The organism is Vaginella massiliensis, from assembly GCF_900089075.1.
GTDB lineage: Bacteria > Bacteroidota > Bacteroidia > Flavobacteriales > Weeksellaceae > Weeksella > Weeksella massiliensis_A.
On record NZ_LT593746.1, the window covers coordinates 789567 to 811506 of the forward strand.

Genomic DNA, 21940 nt, shown 5'->3' on the forward strand with positions numbered 1-21940 from the left:
AAACTTCTTTTATTACCTTTAATGCTCGAAAACCAAACTTTTTCACGACCATGCTTAGGTTGATTTTTATCTTGCTCGGTTCTTTTCTCAGTGCACAGTCTGTGCAATTGCTTTATTTTACAGATGCTCATCAATTGTACGAACTAGACGATGTGCCTGGCGGAAGAGGCGGTTTCGCTCGGCTAAAAACGGTGGTAGACGAATGTAAAAAAGAAAATCCGTCTACGCTTACAATTCATGGGGGTGATTTTGTGGGCGGTGTTTTGTACGGTGGAATGCTGAAAGGTAAAAATATGCCAGGAGTTTTTAACCAAATTCCGGTCGATATACTCAACTTTGGTCAGCATGAATTCGACTATGGAATAGAACATTTACAGCAATTGATTCCACAATTTACGGGTTCGTTTTTCACCACCAATTTGGTAGACGACAACAACAATTCTTTCTTGCATTTGCCAACTTATTTGTTGCGAAAAATAGAGAATCAAACTCTGTTGTTTCTTGGTCTTACCGATCAGATGCAAACCACAATTCAGGACCCTCGCGTTCGCCAAGACGATATTTTTCTTTCGGTGCAACGAGTTTTGTCTCTTCTTTCGTCGGTTGCGATCGATAAAATTGTGGTGATTTCTCAGATGGATTTAGAAAAAAATATTCGTTTGGTAGAGCAGTTCCCACAAATCGATTTGGTGCTTACCGAGGAGCTCAACGAGTATAATTCGCAAATCAATTTTGTCGGAAAAACTCCTATCGTTGCGCCTTCTGGCAATATGAGTGCGGTTGCCAAAATTCTTTTATCCAAAAACTCACTTCCTTCAATTCAGTTAATTCCTTTGAACCAAGAGGTGAAAAAAGACCCTAAATTGGCGATTCGCGAACAGCAAGAAAAAGATTTTATAGACCGCCAACTCAACGAGAAAGTTGCCGATTTGCTCGTCGATTTGGATGTACAATCTGGTCTGAAAGGAGAATCATTGGCAGGAAATCTTATCACCGATGCAATGCGATTTTATTACGATGCCGATGCTGCAATGATAGATGCCAACGGAATAAGAAATGCTGTCCCTCATGGCGATTTTACCCTGAAATCGGCGAGAACGCTTCTCCCATTTGGCAACAAAATAGTAATGGTTTCGATAAAAGTTGGTGACTTGAAAGATTTTATTTTAAAGAATTTCTTGTTAGAAAAACCAAAAATTATGCAGGTTTCAGGCTTTTCTTACCAATACAATGCGAAAGATCATATAATTGTTTTTCCGAATTTACAAGATGATCAAATCCTGCGTTTGGTGCTGAACGAATATAATTTTAAGCAATTGCAACGCTATGAAAATGTTTTGATCTCTGCCCATGATCAGCAGTCTGTAGAAGATTTTTTTACGCTTACCCAATGGGCAAGAAAACAGCAACGCATTCGACCGAAATTAGAAAAAAGAATAACAATCATCAAACAAAAATAGACGAGTGGATTTTGGGAATTCATCCCCATTTTCGACAACGGATTCAGTTTCAGAAAGGTATTAAATTTGATAATATAAGAACAGAACAACCTTTTATGCCAAGACAAAAGAGGTTTTTGTTTGTCAAACAAAGCATAGAAAAATCGGCTGTAATCCGTATAATTGCACAACAAAGCTTATAGAAATACATGTTAGAGAAAAAAGAAGCTCAATACGAAAGAGTAGTTTTGGTAGGATTGATAACGCGCGACCAAACAGAAGAAAAGCTGTCAGAATACATGGATGAACTTCAGTTTTTGGCTTATACAGCTGGAGCAGAAGTGATGCAACGCTTTACGCAGAAATTAGATCGACCAGACTCTAAATTCTTTGTAGGGAGCGGAAAACTGGAAGAAATTACCAATTATGTAGAAGAAAACAACATCGATACGGTCATATTCGACGATGAGCTTACGCCTTCGCAACTGAAGAATATAGAAAAAGTGGTGAACCGAAAAATTATCGATCGCACCCAATTGATTTTGGACATTTTCGCGCAACGAGCGCAAACCTCTTACGCACGCACCCAAGTGGAGTTGGCTCAGTATCAATATCTTTTGCCTCGACTCACCCGTATGTGGACGCACTTGGAGAGACAGCGAGGTGGGATTGGTATGCGTGGTCCGGGTGAAACCGAAATAGAAACCGACCGACGAATCATTCGCGATCGGATTACTTTGCTCAAAGAAAAACTAAAATCCATAGACAAGCAAATGGCAACTCAAAGAACCAACCGTGGGGCAATGGTGCGCGTGGCTTTGGTGGGCTATACCAATGTTGGAAAATCGACGTTGATGAACGTTTTGAGCAAATCTGATGTGTTTGCAGAAAACAAACTTTTTGCAACTTTAGACACCACCGTTCGTAAAGTTGTTATCGGGAATTTGCCTTTTTTGTTGACCGACACGGTTGGATTCATTAGAAAATTGCCAACCCAATTGGTAGAATCTTTCAAATCGACCCTAGACGAGGTGCGCGAGGCAGATTTGCTCATTCATGTTGTCGATATTTCGCACCCGAGTTTTGAGGATCATGTGAATTCGGTAAATCAGATTCTTACCGAGATCGACGCCAAAGAAAAGCCTACCGTAATGGTGTTCAACAAAATCGATAATTTTTCTTATATCAAACAAGATGAGGATGATTTGACAGAGAAAACTTTCAGAAATTATTCACTTGATGATTGGAAGCGAACTTGGATGGCAAAAACGCCACACCCAACCCTGTTTATCTCTGCCACCGAAAGAGATAATTTGGAAGAATTAAGAAAAGCGGTGTACGAAGAAGTGAAAAAGATTCATATTCAGCGGTTTCCATACAACAACTTTTTGTTTCATTATTACGAAGAAGAAACAGAAGAAGAGTAAAATGATTAGCGTTGACTTGAAATTCTTTGTAGGAAGAAATTTTAATCATAAAACACAAAAAAAGGAATCGAACGATTCCTTTTTTTTATATCTTGAAAATTGATTCGCTTACATGATTACATGTCCAAGTTTGGTCAATTTTTTATGCTCTAGAATTTTTATTTTTCTACCCTCAACCTCAATCAGCTGATCTTGTTTGTATTCCGAAATCAATCGAATTGCCGATTCTGTAGCCGTTCCGATGAGGTTTGCTGTTTCTTCGCGAGTGAGCGAAATATTGATGAATCCGTCTTTGTCTGTTCCCAATTTGGCTTCTAACAGCAGCAAGACTTCTGCCAAACGTTCGCGAACGGTTTTTTGAGCCAAATAGGTGATGGTGCGGGCATATTCGCCCAAATCTTTTGCAATACGTTGCAAGATATTGAAAGCTAAATTCGGATTGTGTTGTAAGATTTTGATGAAGAATTTTTCGGGTACATAATAGATTTCACAATTTCCCATTGCCGTTGCCGATGCGCCGTAGAGTTCGCCGCTCAAAATAGAACGATACCCAATGATGTCGCCTTCGTTTACAAATCGCAAGATTTGCTCCTTACCATTAAACCCAACTTTAAATAATTTTGCTGTCCCTTTTATCATGCAATAAATCCCTTTTGGGGTTGCACCTTCTTGTATGATTTCATCTCCTTTTTTTAGGGAGAGAATTTTTCTTTCTGTATTGAATTCGATTAATTCTTCTTTAGAAAAAATCCCTAACTTTTCAGGGTTTTCAAATAAGTATTTGATGGTGTCAAGGTTTTCGCTAAATTCTGACATATAAATGTTTGATTAATGACTTAAGTCATGCAAAGATACAAGATATTCTTGTGAATGGAAAGTAATTTTGTAAAACTATGGCAGAGCAATGTTTCCATTGTGGGCAGCAGATAGAAGAGGAACGAATTTCTTTTGATGAAAAGGAATTTTGCTGCCAAGGTTGTAAAACTGTTTATGAGATATTGAACCTCAATGATCTTAAAGATTTCTATGAACTCAATCGTAATGCTGGCGTTCGCCCCGATAAGAAAAATACGCATCAATTTGAGTTTCTCAATACCAAAGAAATTTTTGATAAAGTCGTCGATTTCTCAGATGATGGAGTTACGGTGGTCACGTTTCATGTTCCGGTAATTCATTGTACCTCATGTGTTTGGTTGTTGGAGAGTTTAGAAACCATCAATCCTAATATTATTTCGTCGCATGTGAATTTTTCTGAAAAAAATGTGCAAGTTACTTTCAGAGACGAACTGAAATTGGGCGACTTGGCTAGGTTGATGACTGATTTGGGGTATAAGCCATCGATCAACCTTCATACCGTAGAAAAGAAGAAAAAGAAAGTGGATCGCTCGTTGGTGGCAAAATTGGTAGTTGCGGGGTTTTGCTTCGGAAACATCATGATGTTGTCTTTTCCAGAGTATGTAGAGTTTTTTGGAACGGTAAAAGAAAAATGGCTAGAAGAGAACAAGCATTTCTTGCGATGGACGATGTTCTTTTTGGCTTTGCCTGTTTTCCTGTATTCGGCTACAGATTATTACAAATCGGCTTGGCAAGGTTTGAAAAACGGAATTGTAAACCTCGATGTGCCGATTGCGTTGGGAATAATTGTTATTTTTTTCAAAAGCACTTATGACATCACGTTCGATGTCAGTCCGGGATATTTCGATTCGTTGGCGAGTTTGTTGTTCCTGATGCTCACAGGCAAATGGTTTCAGCAACAGACCTTCAATTCTTTATCTTTCGACCGAGATTATAAATCGTTTTATCCGATTGCTGTTGCCAAGTTGATCGAGGGGCAAGAAGTTCCTATATTATTGTCCGATCTGCAAAAAGGTGATCGAATTCTTGTACGGAACGAAGAAATTGTGCCCGCAGATGCAATTTTGATGAAGGATGAAGCGATGGTTGACAATAGTTTCGTGACGGGAGAATCGCGTTTGATTTCGAAAAAACAAGGCGATAAAATATTTGCAGGCGGACGGATTTCTGGGCCAGCGGTCGAATTGGAAATTATTTCAGACATCAATCAAAGTTACCTTACTCAGCTTTGGAACAACGATGCGTTTAAGAAAAACTCTTCAGAACTCAACGTATTGACCAATTACGTTGCAAAATATTTTACCTATGTCATTCTTACTTTATGCTTAGTGTCTTCGGTGTTTTGGTATTTTCACAATCCGTCGATGATAATGCAAGTGGTGACCTCGATTCTCATCATTGCTTGTCCGTGTGCTTTAGGATTGTCTTCGCCATTTACATTGGGGAATATGATGCGCGTTTTTGGCAACCATAATTTTTATATCAAAAATACCACAACGATAGAAAATTTATCAGACATTACCGATGTGGTGTTCGATAAAACGGGAACCATTACCGAGAGCGAATCAGATCAAATCGAATATGAAGGAAACGCCATTCCGACCGAAGATTTACGCGCGATAAAAGCCGTTCTTCGCAACTCGAATCACCCGTTGAGCCGTTCGCTTTACAACAAAATCGAGGTAGATTCTAATCTGAGAGTACAAGATTACGTACAAGTTTTGGGCAAAGGACAAGAAGGAGTTGTGAACGGTAAAAAATATTTGATTGGTTCCAAAGGATTTGTTGGCGCCGATGAAGCGGTTGTTGTGAATCAGACCGTGGTGTATATCAAGGTGGATGAGGTGATTTTGGGACGCTATGTATTCAAAAATAAATACCGTCAAAACTTAGAACAACTCATCGATCAATTATCCAAATTCGATTTGCATGTACTCTCTGGCGATAACGATGCTGAGCAAGATTTTTTAGGAAAAATTTTTCCGGCAAACACCAAATTCAATTTCAATCAGACCCCGAATGATAAGCTCAATTACATCAAAAATTTACAAGAAAAAGGTAAAAAAGTGCTGATGATTGGTGACGGACTGAACGATGCTGGAGCTTTGGCGCAAGCGAACGTCGGCATTACCATTACCGAGAGCATGAACAGTTTTTCGCCCTCGTGCGATGGAATTTTGGACGCCAAAGAGTTCGAACGTTTGCCTTGGTTCTTGAAGCTGTCGAAAATCGCGATGCGTTTGGTAATTGGCGCCTTTATAATTTCTTTTATCTACAACTTGGTGGGCTTGTCTTTTGCGGTAAGTGGATATTTACAGCCAGTTGTCGCTGCAATTTTGATGCCGCTAAGTTCTTTCTCTGTCATATTATTTGCTACCTTTGGTACAAGATTTTTTGCTAGATTTACAACTTAAATATTTAGAATGAATATAAATTAATATATATTCTACACGGATGAAGAAAATCATTGTAAAATCTATTTTTGGCTTTGTAATTTTGTACAAATTATGGGGGTTGTAATATTGACAATAGTAATGAGTCTGTGCCTTGGAGCGCTGTTCTTGGGCTTGTTCTTTCTTGGGTATAAAAAAGGACAATTTGACGAAGATGAATCCCCCGCGGTTCGAATGTTAAAAGAAGATAAAAAAGTTAACGATAATAAAATTGACACGTAATGCAGATGCAGACATTTAGTTACGATAATAAAATCGTAAAGTATTTCATTTATGCTACACTTTTTTGGAGTGTATTGGCATTTTTCTTTGGGGTGTTGGTGGCGACTTTGTTATTCTTCCCTACCTTACCAGAAGTTATTTTTGGTACAGATGATGGGTCTGTAAAAGGGTTTGGAGGAACTATACAAGGTTTAGTCAATTCACAAGGTACGCTTGGGTATGGACGTCTTCGTATGATCCATACAACTTTTGCAATTTTTGCTTTTGTCGGGAATAGTTTTTTCTCGGGAGCATACTACTCATTGCAAAGACTATTAAAAACCAGAATGTACAGCGATGTAATGAGCTGGATTGTTTTCTGGGGATGGCAATTATTCATTGTGGCTTCATTTGTAACTTTTATTTTGGGGTACAACACATCTAAGGAGTACGCTGAGCATGAGTGGCCAATAGACATTCTCATCGCATTGGTGTGGGTGTTGTTTGGAGTACAAATGTTCTTGACGATCGCAAGACGTAGAGTAAGGCATCTGTATGTAGCAATTTGGTTCTTTATCGGGACTTGGGCAGGGATTACCATGCTTCACGTTTTCAATAACTTAGAATTGCCGGTACATTTTAGTTTAACTGCACCAAAATCATACTCAATCTATTCTGGGGTACAAGATGCTTTGGTACAATGGTGGTACGGGCACAATGCAGTGGCATTTTTCTTGACAACACCAGTATTAGGGTTGATGTACTATTTCGTGCCAAAAGCGGCAAATAGACCAGTATTCTCGTACAAATTATCGATAATCCACTTCTGGTCGTTGATCTTTGTTTATATCTGGGCAGGACCTCACCATTTATTGTATACCTCATTACCAGGTTGGGCACAAGCATTAGGAACAGGTTTCTCGGTAATGTTGATTGCACCATCTTGGGGTGGTATGTTGAATGGTTTGTTGACCTTGAGAGGATCTTGGGATAAAGTTCGTGAAAATCCAATCTTGAAATTTTTCGTTGTAGCGCTTACTTGTTATGGTATGGCTACCTTTGAAGGGCCAATGTTGGCAACCAAAACCTTGAACAAAATCGGACACTTTACAGACTGGGTTCCGGCTCACGTACACGTTGGTACGTTAGGATGGAATGGTTTCATGGCTTTTGGTATCATCTACTATATCATTCCTAGAATATTCAACACCAAATTGGCTTCTGTGAAAATGGCAAATGCGCATTTCTGGATTGGTACTTTTGGTATATTATTTTGGGTGATCCCAATGTATGTTGCGGGTTGGACTCAAGGTTTGATGTGGAAACAATTTGCAGACGACGGAACTTTAGCTTATCCAAACTTCTTACAAACGGTAACAATCCTTAAAGATTATTTATATCCATTACGTGCATTAGGAGGTACTTTGTATTTAGTTGGGGCAATTTTAATGATTGTCAATGTGGTACAAACAATCAGAAAAGGAAGCTTCGTAAGAGACGAAGAAGTGCAAGCTCCGGCCTTGGAAAAAAGATCTGCAGCAAGACAAGAAGGTGAGACTACTCACACGTGGATAGAGCGTACACCAGTAGTGCTTACCGTATTGGCTTTCTTGGCATTGTCAGTCGGAGGGTTGGTGCAAATCGTTCCTACCATTGTGGTAAAATCGAATATTCCTACCATATCAAGTGTAAAACCATATACACCATTAGAAGTTGAAGGCCGAGATATCTATATTCGCGAAGGTTGTAACGCTTGTCACTCACAAATGATTCGTCCTTTCCGTGATGAAGTGAAACGATATGGGGAATATTCTAAACCAGGAGAGTTCGTATACGATTATCCATTCTTATGGGGATCAAAACGTACAGGACCAGACTTGCATAGAGAAGGTGGCAAAAACCCAGATGCATGGCATTACAAACACATGTGGAATCCGCGCGAAACATCAGATGGTTCTATCATGCCTCGTTATCCTTGGATTATCGAAAACCCGTTAGACATCAGCCATACGGCAGATAAGATGCAAGCATTGGCTACCTTAGGAGTTCCATATCAAGAAGAGGATTTTGACAGCATGACGGTTTCTATGCAAAGACAAGCCATTGCAATCGAGAAAAACATCTTCAACGATGCACCAGACTTGAAAGAGCTTTGGTCAAAACGTGAGGCAGACGCGAAGGCAAAAGGTGAAACCTTTGTACCATTGAGAGATCGAGAAATTGTTGCACTTATAGCATATTTACAACGATTGGGTACCGATATTAGTGCACAAGAAACGCAAACAGCTAGTAACTAATGTTAAAATATTTCAAAGAATCTTTTTCCGATTACAGTTTTGCATCCTCATTACAAACAATATCGCTCATACTATTCATATTGTTTTTTCTAGGAACGTTCTACTATGTGTGGAAAAGACCAAAGGAAGATTATAAAGAAGCAGAAAATTTACCATTAGAAGAAGATCAAGAAGACAAAATTTAAAAACTATGAAATTACGTACACCTGCATACATTTTTATACCACTGACATTGTTGGGAATTTTAATTACCTTTGCAATGGTAATCCCAGTTGACAATGCTCCAGAACCTGGTTTCAAAGGGATGATGGCAAATATGTTCGAACACTTTGCCGCGGCTCTTTCCCAAGGCGTAGTTTGGGCTGTGATGGGAATTTCGTTGGTGATGTTGTTCATCATCAATGCCGTGAACAAACTGGTTGAGTCTCAAAAATTCGAAAAACTTTCTCCAGAAGAACAAGCAGAATATTTGGCGAAGAAAGAAAAAGGTTACATCAAAAACCTTATCGAATCGGCAAATAGAAAACAAACCAAAGAAGAAGAAGAAGCTATTATCTTGGATCATGGTTTCGACGGAATCAAAGAGTTGGATAATGCGTTGCCACAATGGTGGCTGTCACTATTCTGGTTTGGTGTTGTCTACTGTGTGGTTTACTTATTGGCATACTCGTTCACAGACTTCGCTCACATGGATGCAGAGTACAATACAGAAAAAGTAATTATGGATAAGCGTGACGAAGAATGGGCAAAAGCAAACGATATCACCATAGAAGGAGCGGTCAACAAATTCAACGATCCTGCAATAGTAGAAGCAGGTCAGATAATCTTCAATACCCAATGTACGCTTTGTCACTTAGAAAATGGTAAAGGAGGTATTGGACCAAACCTTACCGACGATTATTGGGTGAATCACGAGCAAGACAGCTTGTTCTACAACATCTACGATATCATCTACAACGGTTCGCCAAACAACGCTCAGATGCGTGCTTTCGGGCAGCGAGGTGAGATTTCTGGTTTGAATATTGAAAAAGTTGCATCGTACGTTTACTACATCAACCAAGTAGGAAAAACCATTTCACCTGCCGAAGGTGGTGCCGAACCACAAGGTGATTTGATCGAAAGATGGTCAAAAAAGAATTAAAAATTCAAAATAAATATCATTCGAAGAGAGTCTTGAAAGGCTCTCTTTTTTTATTATAATGTCGTAACTTTGTATAGGAAAACAATTGTAATATCATTTAATTAAAAAAATAAAGAAATGTCGGATATAAAATCAAAAGAAAATAAAGAAGAAGAATTTTTGTCTTTTGATAACCAGATGGATGAAAATGTAAGATCGACTATCGGAACCATGGAACGTTCTGGTAAACGAAAATGGGTTTATCCAAGAAAACCGCATGGTAGTTTTACCAACAAAAGACGAGTGGTTGCTTACTTTTTGTTGACGATTTTGGTCATCATGCCTTTTATCAAATTACCCAACGGAAATCCCTTATTCAAATTCGATGTATTGAATCGCGAATTCATTATTTTCGGATTTCCATTTTTTACCTCAGACTTCTTCTTGTTAGCAATAGGAATGATCACCACCATGATCTTCATTATTCTGTTTACCATGGCGTATGGCCGTATATTTTGTGGCTGGATTTGCCCTCAAACCATCTTTCTCGAAATGGTATTCAGACCGATCGAATATCTAATCGAAGGTGACCGAGCAAAACAAATGAAGTTGGATCGACAAGAATGGGACGAAGAAAAGATACGCAAAAAAGTATCGAAATGGGTTATTTTTGCCCTGTTGTCGTTCATCATTGCCAATATATTTTTATCTTATATCATCGGTGCAGATGCCTTGTTGCAATTGGTGAAAAATGGCCCGATACAAGAAGCTTCAACCTTCATCGGATTGTTGATTTTCACTGGTTTGTTTTTCTTTGTCTTCTCATGGTTCAGAGAACAAGCCTGTACTTTGGTTTGTCCGTACGGTCGTTTCCAAGGAGTGTTGATCGATTCGCACACCATCAATGTGATCTATGATTACAAACGAGGCGAAGGAAGAGTAGGACGATCAAAATTCCGTAAAAACGAAGATCGTGCAGCTGCTGGTAAAGGTGATTGTATCGATTGCGGACAATGTGTTGTGGTTTGTCCTACGGGTATCGATATCCGAAATGGAATTCAGCTCGAGTGTGTCAACTGTACCGCATGTATCGACGCTTGTGACGAAGTGATGGAAAAAGTAAACCTCCCGCCTGGACTTATCCGTTATGCATCCGAAGACAATATCAAAAAAGGCGAACCATTCCGTTTCACCAAACGATTGATGGCGTATACTACCGCATTGGTTATACTCTTGTCGGTCATGACGGCGTTCATGATCAATCGCCCTTCGGTGGAATCTAAATTCTTGAAAGTCGTGGGATCTAACTATTCTACCGAAGGTCAATATTTGGTCAATCAGTTCGAGTATACTCTATACAACAAAACCAACGTGGACCAACGTCTGCAATTGGTGTTGATTTCTCACGAAAATGGTGTGTTCGAAATGTACCAAGGTCAGAACGATTTGCTGTTGAAAAAAGGTGAAATTGCACAAGGAAAATTCAAATTGAAAATTCCAGCCAATGAGGTGAAATCGTACAAAGAGTTGGTAGAAATCGGTATAAAAAATATCGACGGAAAAGTGATCGATAAATACGAAATTAGTTTTTCGGGTCCTTATAAATATTAAAAAATACATTATGAAATTTAAATTCACGTGGGGACACGGAATTGCGGTAGCATTGTTGTGCTTTATGATTTTTATCTTGAGTTTGATGTTCTTTGCTGGCGACACTGGTGATTTGGTAACCGATAATTATTACGAAAAATCCATCGAATACGAAGACGATATAGAGGCAGAATCTCGAACGCTGAGCTTGCAAAAACAACCCGAAGTAGTGATTCAAGCGAATGGATGGAAGCTGATTTTCCCAGCAGAATACCAAATTACAGAAGGTTCGGTTGTTTTGCTTCGCTCCAACAATCCAGATCAAGACCTGATATTACCATTAAAACTCGATGCTAAAAATCAAATGCTCATTCCGTCTGCCAAATTGGTCAATGGGGATTACGAAATGCGACTGTCTTGGGAAATGAATCATAATAAGTACTTGGTGAAAAAAACAGTACAATGGCAATCACCATCATAATTCTTGCCTTTGGATTTGGTCTTGTCACCAGTTTGCATTGCGTGGGAATGTGCGGCCCTATAGCTTTGTCGATAGGGCTCAGTGCCGAAAACAAATTGCGGTTCGCAATCAAGAATCTCACCTATCAGTTAGGTAGGGTATCGACCTATGTCATCTTGGGCATTATTCTCGGGCTGTTGGGCTCTGGAGTTACCTTTGCAGGATTCCAAAACAGCCTCAGTATTTGCATCGGCGTGCTGATGATTCTTACCGTATTCATCCCCAAGTTTTATGACAATAATGCTTTGCAAATGGGGTTTCTTGCCCAACAAATGCTGCACGTAAAAATGCAATTGGCAAAACTCTTTCGCAAGCAAGACTATTCATCTCTTTACCTTACGGGCATTCTCAATGGTTTGTTGCCCTGTGGCTCGGTCTATGCTGCACTTACAGCCGCACTTGGCTTTGGATCGATCCGAAACAGTCTTCTTTTTATGTTATTTTTTGGTTTAGGAACCATTCCTTTAATGTTTTTTACCATGTTGTTGGGCAATTTCATCAGTGTAGAAAATCGACAAAGAATACTCAAAATTTTACCCGTCATCACCGTGGTGTTGGGCGTGATTTTTATTCTTCGAGGTTTGGATCTCAACATCCCCTATATCTCACCTGCATTAGAGGCTTTGCAAATCAATGGCGAGGATCATTCACATTAATTACGAAAGTTTTTTAATCTTCAAATAAATTGTATTTTTGATTTCTTTAACAAAAGATATAAATACATCACCAGATGATTACACAACTGAGCGGACGACTCATAGAGGTATATCCTACACATGCCGTAATCGATTGCAATGGCGTCGGATATTGGGTTTATATCTCCATCAATACGTTTTCTAATTTGGTTTTAGATGAGGCGATAACGCTTTATACACAATTGATTGTAAGAGAAGATGCTCATCTTTTATACGGATTTGGAACAAAAAACGAGCGAGAAATTTTCTTGAAGCTGATCAGTGTCAATGGGATTGGTCCGGCTTCGGCTATTGTGATGCTTTCGACCCTGTCGCCAACCGAAATTGCACGCGCAATACAGACAGAAGATGCTGCGTTGTTGCAAAGCGTAAAAGGAATTGGAGCAAAAACAGCTCAACGAATCATCATCGATCTCAGAGATAAATTAACAGATTTTACGGTAGAAGATGTTAATTCTTTAACAGTAAAAAATAAATCGCGAATAGAAGCGTTATCTGCTTTAGAAGTTTTAGGAATTCCTAGAAAAACAGCAGAAAAAGTCATGGATAAATTATTGTTGAATAATCCAGACGCTGACGTGGAAACATTAGTAAAAGAAACCTTGAAAAATATTTAAACATTTTGAAACAAGATATTTACTACGCTTATCGACATGTCCTATGGGCGTTTCTTATTTTAGTAGGTTTTGCTCCATCGGCCAATGCACAAGATACTTTGAAGTTCCCATTCAATAACCAAACTGGCGGACTTTTTTTAGATAGTCAGATAACTTATACAGTAGAATATGACGCCATCTACGGTCGCTATATTTTGTGGCCAACGATTGGAAGTAGCGTTGTGGGCGATCCTATCTATTTGTCGCGCGCAGAGTATTTGCAGATGATTCAGCAACAAGAAGTTGGGAATTATTATCGGTTGAAATCTCAAACCAACGATCAATATTATCGTGAGCAACAATTTGGGGATAGGGAGCAAAACAAGTTGGCGAATATTATCCCATCGTTCAAAGTCAAATCAAAAGCATTCGAAACCATTTTCGGTGGCAACGAAATTTCGTTGACGCCCCAAGGTTTTGCCAATATAGATTTAGGATTATTCCTACAGAAAATAGACAATCCTTTGTTGTTGCCACAAAATCGAAATACCTTGACCATCGATTTGCAACAACGTATGCAGCTCGGACTCATCGGTAAAGTTGGAGAAAATCTTCAACTGCGTATGAACTATGATACGCAAGCTGGATTTGCATTCGAAAATCAAACCAAATTGCAATGGCGCAAGGCGGTGGCAAACAAATTGGATCCTTTTGCAGGAGAAGACGATATTTTACAAAACGTAGAATTAGGAAATATCTCGATGCCATTATCCAACTCTTTGATCCGTGGTTCACAAGCATTATTTGGGGTGAGAACCGATCTGAAATTCGGAAACACCAATGTGACCGCCGTGTTTTCTGAACAGCGATCAGAAGGGCGATCAATTACCGTTCAGGGGGGCGGGGTGATGACCGAATTCAATATCTATGCAGAAAACTACGAATACAATAAGCACTTCTTTTTGGGCCATTATTTCCGCGACCGTTACGACGAAAGCCTTCGCAATTACCCAATCATCAATAGCCAAGTCTACTTGAATAGAGTAGAAGTATGGAAAATCGACCGTTCGGGAGGTAATGTCAACAATCGCCGTCAGATTTTAGCATTACGAGATTTGGGTGATGAGTCGGCAACTTCTGCACCAGAAAACGGAAATCTTTACACCACGGTAAATGCTTTGGTAGGATCTGATAACCGCACGATAAGCGACATTCGAAACAAAATGAATGGTTTCAACTATGGCGAAGCTTATCGCGATGGCGAGCATTATGCAATAAATGAAAATGTAAGAAAATTAAATTCATCAGAATATACCTTTTATCCGCAGTTGGGTTATATTACCTTAAACTCACCTTTGATCGATGGCGAAGATATGTTGGCAGTAGCCTATCAATACACCATCAACGGCCAAGTGTATACCGTGGGTGAAATGTCGGATGAAAAATCTGGTGTTTTAGTAGCCAAACTCATCAAACCAAATGCTGTGATCAACACCGCTTCACCCATGTGGGATTTGATGATGAAGAACATCTATTCGCTCAATGCCTATGGCTTGGATTCGCAAGACTTTGTGATGAATGTGATGTTCAAAGACAACAGTGCCAATTCTTCTGGTACAGTGAATTTTCTTCCTAACTCATCGGTACAAGATCAGACCTTGTTGCAAGTTCTCAACATGGATCGTCTGAATCAAGCGGGGCAAGTGCAGACCAATATCAATGGCTCGGTGACCACGTACGGTGACGGATTGTTTGATTTCATGCCGGGCATAACCGTTGATTTGCAACGCGGAAGCATCATTTTCACCACCAAAGAACCTTTTGGCCAACATTTGGCAAGTAAACTGAGTCCGGATGAGCGAAGCCGATTTGTGTTTCAGGAGATTTACGATAAATTACCCGCTACGCTGATTCAAGAAAAATTGGCAAACCGATATGCCTTAAATGGTCGATACAAAGGTACGGTAAGTGATGGTGTAGGGCTTGGCGCATTCAACGTTCCAGAAGGATCGGTGGTCGTAACCTCGAATGGTGTTACCTTGATAGAAGGAGTAGATTATACCGTAGATTATCAGCTTGGACGGGTGACCATTATCAATCAAGCACTCAAAGATTCTGGCGCTGCAATCAACATTAGTATGGAAAATCAATCTGCTTTCAATATGCAGAAAAAGCGTTTCATAGGTTTGAATGCAGAACATTTCTTTTCAGAAAAATTCATGGTTGGAGCAACAATGGTCAATTATCAAGAGCGTCCACTAACCCAAAAAACGCAATTCGGGAGCGAAGCCGTAAACAACACCATATTTGGTGTCAACACCCAATTGAATACCCAAAGTGAATGGTTGACCAGAATCGCCAACTATTTACCAGGAGTGAAGACAGAAGAACCATCGAATATCAACTTCATGGCAGAAGGTGCCTATCTTTTACCAGGACTGAACAAAGCGACCAAAGGATATTCGTATATCGACGATTTCGAAGATGCACAAACGAATATTAGCCTGATGGATGTGAGTTATTGGAAAATAGGAAGTACACCAGGTGCACCAGCAGGTGTGTCGACCAACTATCATCCCAACTTCCCGAAAGGGAATCTTATCGATCCCGCTCGGATTACTGAATACAACGAAGGCCGTAAAATGCTTTCTTGGTACAATATAGACCCTAGATTTTATGGTTTGGGCGGAAACTCTCCGTTGTCTGACAACGATTTATCTAATCACCGATCTAGACGCGTAGAGATGAAAGAGCTTTTTGATCAGCGAGATATCATGGCGGGTACGCAATCGTATATTTCGACCTTCGATATGACGTTCTATCCGCAGGTGAGAGGACCTTACAACTTGAATCCGAACGGAACTTCTACCGACAATTGGGGAGCAACCATGCGATCGCTTTGGGTATCGAATCTGATTGAATCGAATATCGAATACATCGAGTTTTGGATGATGGATCCTTATGCAGACGGTGTCGGTGGCGATGGAGAATTATTGATCCATTTAGGAAATGTGTCTGAGGATATTCTACGAGATGGAGAATTGCAATTCGAGAACGGATTGCCTTATCCTGGTAGCACCAATCAATCTCAAGAAACCGCTTGGGGACGAGTGCCAAAGTCAAACCCGATTATTTATACTTTTGAAACTGAAGGCGAAAATAGAAAAGCGCAGGATTTAGGATTCAATGGTTTGACCGACGAAGAAGAGGCTGCTTTGTACGGTATTTCGGAAGTCAATCCTGTGAGTGGTGACTTAGACCCTGCTAGTGATAATTACATCTACTTTTTAGACAACCGTTTCAATGCTAGTAATAGCGGAAATTCGGTGCAAGGTCGTTATACCTATTTCCGTAATCCGCAAGGTAACTCATCTACAGACGATCCGCTGCATGCATCGAGCCTTAGACCCGATACCGAAGATATCAACGAAGACTTCAATTTAGATCAGACCGAAAATTACGTTCAATACAGATTGAAGATTTCGCGTCAAGATTTAGAAGATCCTAACAACGACAAAATCGTGGCTCGTAAAACTGTGGATGTAAAGTTTGCGAACGGACAAGCCTCGAGCGTGAATTGGTATCAAGTGCGCATCCCAATCGATGGTTTCGATTTGGACATCGACGGCGATGGTGTGAATGATGTAACCAATAGATCAGCAGCAGAAAGCGTATTGACTTCTGCGCGTTTCATGCGTATGGTGATGAGAGGATTCCAAGAAGAAACCACCTTGCGTTTTGGTAAATTTGATATGGTAAGAAGTGAATGGAGACGTTATGGTAAAAACATCTTCCCGATTCTTGCTGCAGGTAGTAGCGAAGGTACCGAAGACGATACGCAATTGCACAACCTAGAGATAGGAGAGGTGAATGTAGAACAAAATAGTAATTCGCAACCTCGATATGTGTTGCCACCAGGTGTATCGCGTGAGCAGTTACAAGGAACAACTGGTTATCAAAACATGAACGAATCGTCGATGACGATAAAAGCAAAATTGAACAATGCCAGTCGCTCGAAAGGGGTAATCAAGAATGTAAACTTAGATTTGCGTCGTTATAAGAAAATCGAAATGTTTGTGTCTGCACAAAACCTTTTAGATGTAGCCGACAACTCGTTGGACGAAAACACTTTGATGTTCATCCGATTCGGATCAGACTACGCCGATAACTATTATGAATATGAAATTCCGTTGAAATATACACCAAAATCGGCAACTAGGGTACATGAGATTTGGCCAGATGAGAACTTCATTTCGATCAATTCTGATTTATTTGTAGAAGCAAAACAGCAACGAGACGCAGAAAACTTTGTGGCGAACCAACGCTATAGATTCGAGACCGATCCGAACAATCCACTGAAGCAAATCTATGTAAAAGGTAGACCATCATTAGGAAAAGTAACCTCGGTAATGATTGGGGTGCGCTCTATGGGGGGAGCGTCGCAAAAAGAAGTACTTTTGTGGCTGAATGAATTACGATTGAGCGATATCGATAACGAAGGAGGATATGCGGCAAATGCCAGTCTCAACTTCACCTTGGGTGATTTTGCCAATGTTCAATTGAATGGGCGAATCATTTCGAATGGTTTTGGAGCGGTAGACCAAGGTCCATTAGAAAGAAGCCAAGAAGAATTGAAAGAATATACGGTAAATGCCGATGTGAAATTGGATAAATTGATGCCAAACAAATGGGGATTAGAAATACCATTCAATTTTACCCATACCGAAACATTTATCGATCCAAAATACAATCCGTTGGATGACGATGTGGAAATGGCAAATGCACATAACAAGGAAGAGCTGAACAAAATTGTACGCCAATACAATCGATACACCAGCTATGCGTTTAGCAACATTCGCAAGATTAGAAATCCAGAAAATCGTAAACCGTTGCGTTTTTACGACCCGTCGAATTTTGCTTTGAGTTTTGCTTATTCCGACGAATATTATCGAGACGTTTATACCTCGTATCATGTGAATCAGAATTTACGCGCTTCGCTCAATTATAACTATGGATTCAAATTCAAATCATTAGAACCATTCAAAAATATGCGAGCGGTACAAGACACCGCAAAATCGGCAAAATATTTACGATTCCTGAAAGAGTTTAACATCAATCCAGTACCGACACGTTTCTCTTTCCGTACCGATATCGATCGCTTGTACACCGAAAATATGTTCCGTGATTTGAGTGCCTATACTGGGTCGAACTCTTTGTTGATGCCGGCAACTTACAGCACCAATTTCATATTCGGATGGCAATACAACATCGGATTCGATCTTACCAAATCGTTGCGTTTAGACTTGAATTCTTCTACGCGCACGTTGAATGATGGAAATGCTTTCTATAAGCTGAGTCAGGATCTGATTTGGGAAAACTTATTATCGGTAGGGCGACCAATCTCGTACGATCAACAATTCCAACTGAATTACAAATTACCGTTGCGATTCTTACCGTATATGAATTGGGTGAATATGGAATTTGGATTTACGTCGAATTACAATTGGCAAGCCTATTCGAGAATCTATCAAGAAGAGAATTTGGGGAATGGTTTTGCACAAAACTCGAGTATTGTAAACATGATGGGAGATTTTGATTTTGTAAAATTCTATCCAGAATTCAAAGGTTACAGACAATTCGATTCGATACGCAAAGGACGTCAACAAGAAATGGATTCGATAAGACGTGCCAACGAAGAACGCGCCAACAACAAATTCAGACGACGAGTAACGAACAACAAATTCAAATTCAAAAATCAATACCGCGCAAAAGATTATGCTTGGATGGTGTTGGGATCGCTCAAAAAATCGCAGTTCAACTACAGCCAAAATAGAGGTGCTTTTGTTCCTGGCTTGTTAGACGATCCTTCGTTCTTTGGTATGGGGTCTCGTATGCCAGGATTTGGATTTGTCTACGGAACCGATTTCGACATCAAACGACGATTTGTAGAAAACGGATACATCTCCAACAACGAATTGATGTTGGAACCATATCAGCTCAACAAATCGACCAACTTCAATGCCAATGCGTTGATAGAGCCAATACCAAATCTACGCATAGACTTGGATGCGAAACGCAACAAAGATTTCAGAGAATACCATACTGCATTCAACCGATTAGATGCGTATGGCAATTACATCAATCCGTATGTCAACCAAGTTTCAAACCTGAATCTGAGTAACATGGCGTTGTCTACAACCTTTGTAGATCCAGATCAGATGTTCCGTAATTTCAGACAAAATGTAGACTTGTTAGCCTCGCGATTAGGTTTGACCCAAAAGCAAGCCTACAGCAGATACGACGTGATTTTGCCTTCGTTTGTAGAAGCGGTAGAAGGTAGAGAAGGCAATATGGAGAAAAATGGTTGGGATCGAAAAATTCCGGTACCAAACTGGCGCATTGCCTATACTGGGCTCACCAACTTGCCATTTGTCAATCGTTTTGCAGAATTGGTCGAGATTTCGCATGCTTACCAATCATCGTATACCGTGACTGGAGCGCAAACCAACATCAATTACGGCAACACCAATACAGAAATTGGCAATACAGATTCTCGATATATCTTTGGGTCGGTTGCCATGGTAGAAGGTTTCAGCCCGCTGATTGGGGTAGATGTGACGTTGCGTAGCAATTTCAACTTCAGAGCTCAATACAACAGAGATCGTTTGTTGCAACTGAATTTTGACAGTTATACATTGAACGAAGATTACGGTAACGAAATTGTTGCAGGTTTCGGCTACGTTTTCAAAGATTTGAAGATGAAAATGCGTTATCAGGGACGTCAGAAAACCATCACGGGCGATTTGCGAATTCAAGGTGATTTCTCGATCAGAGATAATGAATCGCGCTTACGTAAATTTGGAATTTTTGATGAGTTCGGAAACTTGGTAGAAGACAACCAAATCATTGGTGGACAGAAGATGATGAAATTCTTATTCTCGGCAGATTATAATCTGAGTCAGAACTTAAACATCAAATTCTACTGGGATCAAAACCTATCGAAATATAAACTTTCGACAGCATATCCGATTTCTACGATTCGTACCGGAATAAGTGCTACCTTTACGTTCGGAAATTAAGATGAAAACTAAAACAATCAAATATTTATAAAAATGAGTTTTCCTACAAATTTAAAGTACAGCAGAGACCACGAATGGGTTTCGATCGAAGGCGATGTAGCTACCATTGGTATCACGTCTTTTGCACAAGGAGAGTTGGGCGATATAGTTTATGTAGATGTTGAAACCGAAGGCGAAACTTTGGATCAAGACGAAGTTTTTGGAACAGTAGAAGCGGTAAAAACGGTTTCTGATCTGATGATGCCAGTTTCGGGCGAGATCATCGAATTCAACACTGCATTAGAAGGCAATCCAGAATTGATCAATAGCGATCCTTTTGGTGAAGGATGGATCATCAAAGTGAAGGTCGAAAACACCGACGAATTGAATAATTTGTTAGACGCTGATGCTTACAAAGAATTGGTTGGCGCATAATCAATATTTCAGAAAAACGGTATTTTATCTCTATTTGCTATTTGTCTTTGTGGTAACGCAAATGCCAACAAGAACAAATTCTAAAATTGATGAAATACCGTTTATCCATTTCATAAAACAATTCCAAATCACCGATAAAATCGTGCATTTTGGAATGTTCTTTTTACTCGCTATATTATATTTTGTAGCTTATCACAGAAAGCATAGCATTGTTTTCGTCGTGAGTTTTCTCACCAGTTTTTTGGTAGAAATTTTACAATATCTGTTACCGTTCGATCGCACTTTCGATGGTTTCGACCTCTTGGCAAATGCATTGGGCATTTTGACGGCGATAGGTTTTCTGCGCTCTTATCGTTTGTAGCGCTTGGTGTAACAAAATAGACCCCAAAGAAATCAAAAGAATTTTGGGTGGAATAAGGATTTCTTTTTTCATTCGATCGGTAATGTTACCATTTCATTTTCTTTATAAAGTTCAGGTAAGAACTGCGACTTTATTCTGAATTGACTTCGTTTTTTAAATTTCGGTCTTGTTGAAACATTTTCCATTTTAATTCCTGGATCGTAATAAATATTTCCTAGTGCCATTTGTTTTAAGAATAAAGTAAAATCATTGCCTGTTCCCAGAATAATATTATTACCATATTTGTAACGTCTTTCAGTTGTTGTTTCAGACAATGAAGGAACATAACAAGCTTGATTGTGTTTTTTATTCCCATGTAGTAGCATTGAAGCAAAACTCCAAGAAGCAGCTTCGTTTCCTTGAATATCTACAAATGAAATTCTGCCGTTTGAATTACGGATTTTCCCACTATCGTTATCAAATCCTATTAATTGCATTTCAAGATTTGTTGAGTTAGGTCGTATACCAGTTTTTTGAGATTTTGGGCGTGTCCCTACGGGTCGGGCTATTCACTACAAGTCCTCGCTCGTTCCTCGCTGTGGGCTTTTCGTTTCTATCCCTCACGCAAATTAATAGCGAAATCTTTCTTGGTTATGGTACTTAAGGAATTCAACATCTGGTAAAAAACGAGAAGGAAGAATTATTGTTGATTATCGAATTTGCTAAAAAAGACTAATGTTTGCTGGCTTTTGGTTTTCAGAAGAATGGGCGAAACTTTTACTTTATAATCTGTAATTATTGTGAGATAACCATTTTCAAATGCTTTATTGTGCAATGCATTTATAGCAATCCCATTTTGCGGATTAAGTCTATTTTTCTCATCTATGCTCCAAGGTTTAATATGTCCTGCAATT

At 39.6% G+C, this 21940-nt stretch carries 17 protein-coding genes; 14 read left to right on the forward strand and 3 right to left on the reverse strand.

Translation table 11 applies throughout. The features are described 5' to 3' along the window. Window positions 1-50 precede the first annotated feature (50 nt). A complete protein-coding gene (locus BN8061_RS05005; protein WP_068597031.1) occupies window positions 51-1460 on the forward strand; it encodes a bifunctional metallophosphatase/5'-nucleotidase in 1410 nt (469 codons plus the stop codon). 188 nt (window positions 1461-1648) lie between these two features. Then, window positions 1649-2866: a GTPase HflX gene (hflX, locus tag BN8061_RS05010; RefSeq protein ID WP_068597033.1), complete on the forward strand. Its 1218-nt coding sequence runs from the start codon at window positions 1649-1651 to the stop codon at window positions 2864-2866. 108 nt (window positions 2867-2974) lie between these two features. On the opposite strand, the gene BN8061_RS05015 is transcribed toward hflX, so the two are convergent. Then, a complete protein-coding gene (locus tag BN8061_RS05015; RefSeq protein WP_068597035.1) occupies window positions 2975-3682 on the reverse strand; it encodes a Crp/Fnr family transcriptional regulator in 708 nt (235 codons plus the stop codon). Between the two features lie 77 nt (window positions 3683-3759). Here BN8061_RS05015 and BN8061_RS05020 point away from each other — a divergent pair, with 77 nt between their 5' ends. The 12 genes from BN8061_RS05020 to BN8061_RS05075 all read left to right on the forward strand — a co-directional run bounded on the left by BN8061_RS05020 (window position 3760) and on the right by BN8061_RS05075 (window position 21047). Continuing rightward, complete coding sequence (locus BN8061_RS05020) at window positions 3760-6135, forward strand: heavy metal translocating P-type ATPase (protein WP_068597037.1); 2376 nt, start codon at window positions 3760-3762, stop codon at window positions 6133-6135. A 93-nt stretch (window positions 6136-6228) separates the two neighbouring features. Beyond that, window positions 6229-6396, forward strand: a complete 168-nt coding sequence (gene ccoS / locus BN8061_RS05025) for a cbb3-type cytochrome oxidase assembly protein CcoS (protein ID WP_068597038.1) — start codon at window positions 6229-6231, stop codon at window positions 6394-6396. Continuing rightward, window positions 6396-8672: a cytochrome-c oxidase, cbb3-type subunit II gene (gene ccoO, locus BN8061_RS05030; RefSeq protein WP_068597039.1), complete on the forward strand. Its 2277-nt coding sequence runs from the start codon at window positions 6396-6398 to the stop codon at window positions 8670-8672. Before ccoS ends, ccoO begins: the two co-directional genes overlap by 1 nt. Beyond that, window positions 8672-8857 (forward strand): cbb3-type cytochrome oxidase subunit 3, encoded by a 186-nt coding sequence (locus tag BN8061_RS05035; protein ID WP_068597040.1) that lies wholly within the window; start codon window positions 8672-8674, stop codon window positions 8855-8857. The genes ccoO and BN8061_RS05035 overlap by 1 nt, the downstream gene beginning before the upstream one ends. A 5-nt stretch (window positions 8858-8862) precedes the next feature. Then, window positions 8863-9813, forward strand: a complete 951-nt coding sequence (locus BN8061_RS05040; protein WP_068597042.1) for a cbb3-type cytochrome c oxidase N-terminal domain-containing protein — start codon at window positions 8863-8865, stop codon at window positions 9811-9813. 117 nt (window positions 9814-9930) lie between these two features. After that, entirely contained in the window at window positions 9931-11403 is a 1473-nt protein-coding gene (gene ccoG, locus BN8061_RS05045) for a cytochrome c oxidase accessory protein CcoG (RefSeq protein WP_068597043.1), read from the forward strand. Between the two features lie 10 nt (window positions 11404-11413). Further along, entirely contained in the window at window positions 11414-11863 is a 450-nt protein-coding gene (locus tag BN8061_RS05050; protein ID WP_068597044.1) for a FixH family protein, read from the forward strand. Further along, complete coding sequence (locus BN8061_RS05055) at window positions 11845-12558, forward strand: sulfite exporter TauE/SafE family protein (protein ID WP_068597047.1); 714 nt, start codon at window positions 11845-11847, stop codon at window positions 12556-12558. The genes BN8061_RS05050 and BN8061_RS05055 overlap by 19 nt, the downstream gene beginning before the upstream one ends. 74 nt (window positions 12559-12632) lie before the next feature. After that, window positions 12633-13214, forward strand: a complete 582-nt coding sequence (ruvA, locus tag BN8061_RS05060; RefSeq protein ID WP_068597049.1) for a Holliday junction branch migration protein RuvA — start codon at window positions 12633-12635, stop codon at window positions 13212-13214. 5 nt (window positions 13215-13219) lie between these two features. Then, window positions 13220-20272, forward strand: coding sequence for a T9SS outer membrane translocon Sov/SprA (sov, locus tag BN8061_RS05065; protein WP_068597050.1), 7053 nt, complete (start codon window positions 13220-13222; stop codon window positions 20270-20272). Window positions 20273-20305: 33 nt separating this feature from the next. Then, window positions 20306-20686 (forward strand): glycine cleavage system protein GcvH, encoded by a 381-nt coding sequence (gene gcvH / locus BN8061_RS05070; protein ID WP_068597052.1) that lies wholly within the window; start codon window positions 20306-20308, stop codon window positions 20684-20686. Beyond that, complete coding sequence (locus BN8061_RS05075) at window positions 20658-21047, forward strand: VanZ family protein (protein ID WP_094745862.1); 390 nt, start codon at window positions 20658-20660, stop codon at window positions 21045-21047. The genes gcvH and BN8061_RS05075 overlap by 29 nt, the downstream gene beginning before the upstream one ends. 68 nt (window positions 21048-21115) lie before the next feature. Here BN8061_RS05075 and BN8061_RS05080 read toward each other — a convergent pair whose 3' ends face one another. Together BN8061_RS05080 and BN8061_RS12415 are read right to left on the reverse strand one after the other, a co-directional pair. Continuing rightward, the gene (locus BN8061_RS05080) at window positions 21116-21595 is read right to left on the reverse strand and encodes an MvaI/BcnI family restriction endonuclease (protein ID WP_317038980.1); all 480 of its coding nucleotides are present in this window, start codon (window positions 21593-21595) and stop codon (window positions 21116-21118) included. Between the two features lie 131 nt (window positions 21596-21726). Beyond that, window positions 21727-21939, reverse strand: a complete 213-nt coding sequence (locus BN8061_RS12415; RefSeq protein ID WP_154662282.1) for an HNH endonuclease — start codon at window positions 21937-21939, stop codon at window positions 21727-21729. Window position 21940: the final 1 nt, after the last annotated feature.

Bases quoted from the DNA above. Each gene is read 5' to 3' on its own strand.
- BN8061_RS05050 (WP_068597044.1), top strand. From the start codon at position 11,414: ATGAAATTTAAATTCACGTGGGGACACGGAATTGCGGTAGCATTGTTG.
- BN8061_RS05035 (WP_068597040.1), top strand. From the start codon at position 8,672: ATGTTAAAATATTTCAAAGAATCTTTTTCCGATTACAGTTTTGCATCC.
- BN8061_RS05005 (WP_068597031.1), top strand. From the start codon at position 51: ATGCTTAGGTTGATTTTTATCTTGCTCGGTTCTTTTCTCAGTGCACAG.
- ccoO (WP_068597039.1), top strand. From the start codon at position 6,396: ATGCAGATGCAGACATTTAGTTACGATAATAAAATCGTAAAGTATTTC.
- hflX (WP_068597033.1), top strand. From the start codon at position 1,649: ATGTTAGAGAAAAAAGAAGCTCAATACGAAAGAGTAGTTTTGGTAGGA.
- ruvA (WP_068597049.1), top strand. From the start codon at position 12,633: ATGATTACACAACTGAGCGGACGACTCATAGAGGTATATCCTACACAT.
- BN8061_RS05075 (WP_094745862.1), top strand. From the start codon at position 20,658: ATGCTTACAAAGAATTGGTTGGCGCATAATCAATATTTCAGAAAAACG.
- ccoG (WP_068597043.1), top strand. From the start codon at position 9,931: ATGTCGGATATAAAATCAAAAGAAAATAAAGAAGAAGAATTTTTGTCT.
- BN8061_RS05015 (WP_068597035.1), bottom strand. From the start codon at position 3,682: ATGTCAGAATTTAGCGAAAACCTTGACACCATCAAATACTTATTTGAA.
- gcvH (WP_068597052.1), top strand. From the start codon at position 20,306: ATGAGTTTTCCTACAAATTTAAAGTACAGCAGAGACCACGAATGGGTT.
- BN8061_RS05020 (WP_068597037.1), top strand. From the start codon at position 3,760: ATGGCAGAGCAATGTTTCCATTGTGGGCAGCAGATAGAAGAGGAACGA.
- BN8061_RS05040 (WP_068597042.1), top strand. From the start codon at position 8,863: ATGAAATTACGTACACCTGCATACATTTTTATACCACTGACATTGTTG.
- ccoS (WP_068597038.1), top strand. From the start codon at position 6,229: ATGGGGGTTGTAATATTGACAATAGTAATGAGTCTGTGCCTTGGAGCG.
- BN8061_RS05055 (WP_068597047.1), top strand. From the start codon at position 11,845: ATGGCAATCACCATCATAATTCTTGCCTTTGGATTTGGTCTTGTCACC.